Genomic DNA, 1,148 nt, shown 5'->3' with positions numbered 1-1,148 from the left:
AGGACTCTCGACAAGCCCTATCGTTGCAGGTCAGGAGCACTTCTCGCGTTTGCGATCAACCCTCGGACGGCCTGCTTGGCGAAAGCGCGAGGCTAACCTGATGAGGTGATGAAACCGGAGGGAAGCCTGGTGCCGCGCCCGAGCGCGCGCGTGGTGTTGCTGGACGACGCCAGTCGGCTACTGCTGTTCTCTGCCCTGAACAAGGAGGACGGTTCCGTTCGGTGGTTCACCCCTGGAGGAGGGCTCAAGCCAGGCGAAAGCCACGAGCGGGCAGCTCTACGGGAGTTGCAAGAAGAAACCGGGCTGACGAACCTCTCGCTGGGTCCGGAGATTTGGCGAGGGCGCCCGTGGACAGCGCTCCGGGGCGGCGTCGCTTATGAGGTTCGCCAGCGCTACTACATGGCCCGGGTGCCTGCGTTCCAGGTCGATACCTCGGCCTTCGAAGAGATCGAGAAGGCCGCGATCACCGGGCACCGCTGGTGGACCATGGCGGAACTGGCCGCGACCTCAGATGTGCTGCGGCCGGCTGAGCTGCCGAGACTATTGGCGTCCTTGCTGACCGACGGCCCACCGGACCGACCGATCCCCGTAGACGGCTGAGCTTGGGCGCGCTGGTCGGTTCGCTCGTCGGAGGCCGTCTGGGTGACCGCCGCCCGCACACGGTCACCGTCGTCGCCGCCGCCGGATCCCCCTCTTGCTGCTGGCGATCTCCCTGCTGGCTGGCTACGCCGTGGCCACCGTCATCCTGGTCGCCCTGCTGGGCTTCTTCGGCCGGGGCGCCAACCCGGTGCTGATGGCCCTGGCCGTGCGCTTCGCGAAGCAGGCGCCCGTCCTGGCCTCCGCCCTGACCGTCTCGGCGTTCAACCTCGGCACGGCCATCGGCTCCGGGATCGCCGGCCGCACCCTCGACTCCTCGCTCGGCGCCACCGGCCCCGCCATCGTCGGCACCGTGATCGCCGCCCTCACTCTGGTCCCCACCGTCGCCCTCGTGCTCCTCAAGCGCCGCCGCACGGCAGCGGCCATCGCCCGGGTCACCGCCGACACCGCGCGGTGAGCTTGTTCTTTATCTACCAAGAACGGCCAGGCCTGCCGATGGCCTTGAGGGTCTCGGGACGTTTGACGGTTTTGCCGACGTCGTAGCGGGGTGC

At 68.4% G+C, this 1,148-nt stretch carries 2 protein-coding genes; both read left to right on the top strand.

Features of this window, described 5'->3' with window-relative positions:
* Positions 1-108: 108 nt before the first annotated feature.
* The gene (locus tag ABZ622_RS42105; RefSeq protein ID WP_360552636.1) at positions 109-600 is read left to right on the top strand and encodes an NUDIX domain-containing protein; all 492 of its coding nucleotides are present in this window, start codon (positions 109-111) and stop codon (positions 598-600) included.
* Between the two features lie 94 nt (positions 601-694).
* Positions 695-1,054, top strand: a complete 360-nt coding sequence (locus ABZ622_RS42100; protein WP_360552634.1) for a hypothetical protein — start codon at positions 695-697, stop codon at positions 1,052-1,054.
* Positions 1,055-1,148 lie beyond the last annotated feature (94 nt).

The organism is Streptomyces sp. NPDC007164 (assembly GCF_040634135.1).
GTDB classification, from domain to species: Bacteria; Actinomycetota; Actinomycetes; order Streptomycetales; family Streptomycetaceae; genus Streptomyces; species Streptomyces sanglieri.
This window is presented reverse-complemented; position numbering and strand designations above follow the sequence as displayed.

Coding starts and splice junctions, on each gene's coding strand:
- ABZ622_RS42105 (WP_360552636.1), top strand. CDS start 109: ATGAAACCGGAGGGAAGCCTGGTGCCGCGCCCGAGCGCGCGCGTGGTG.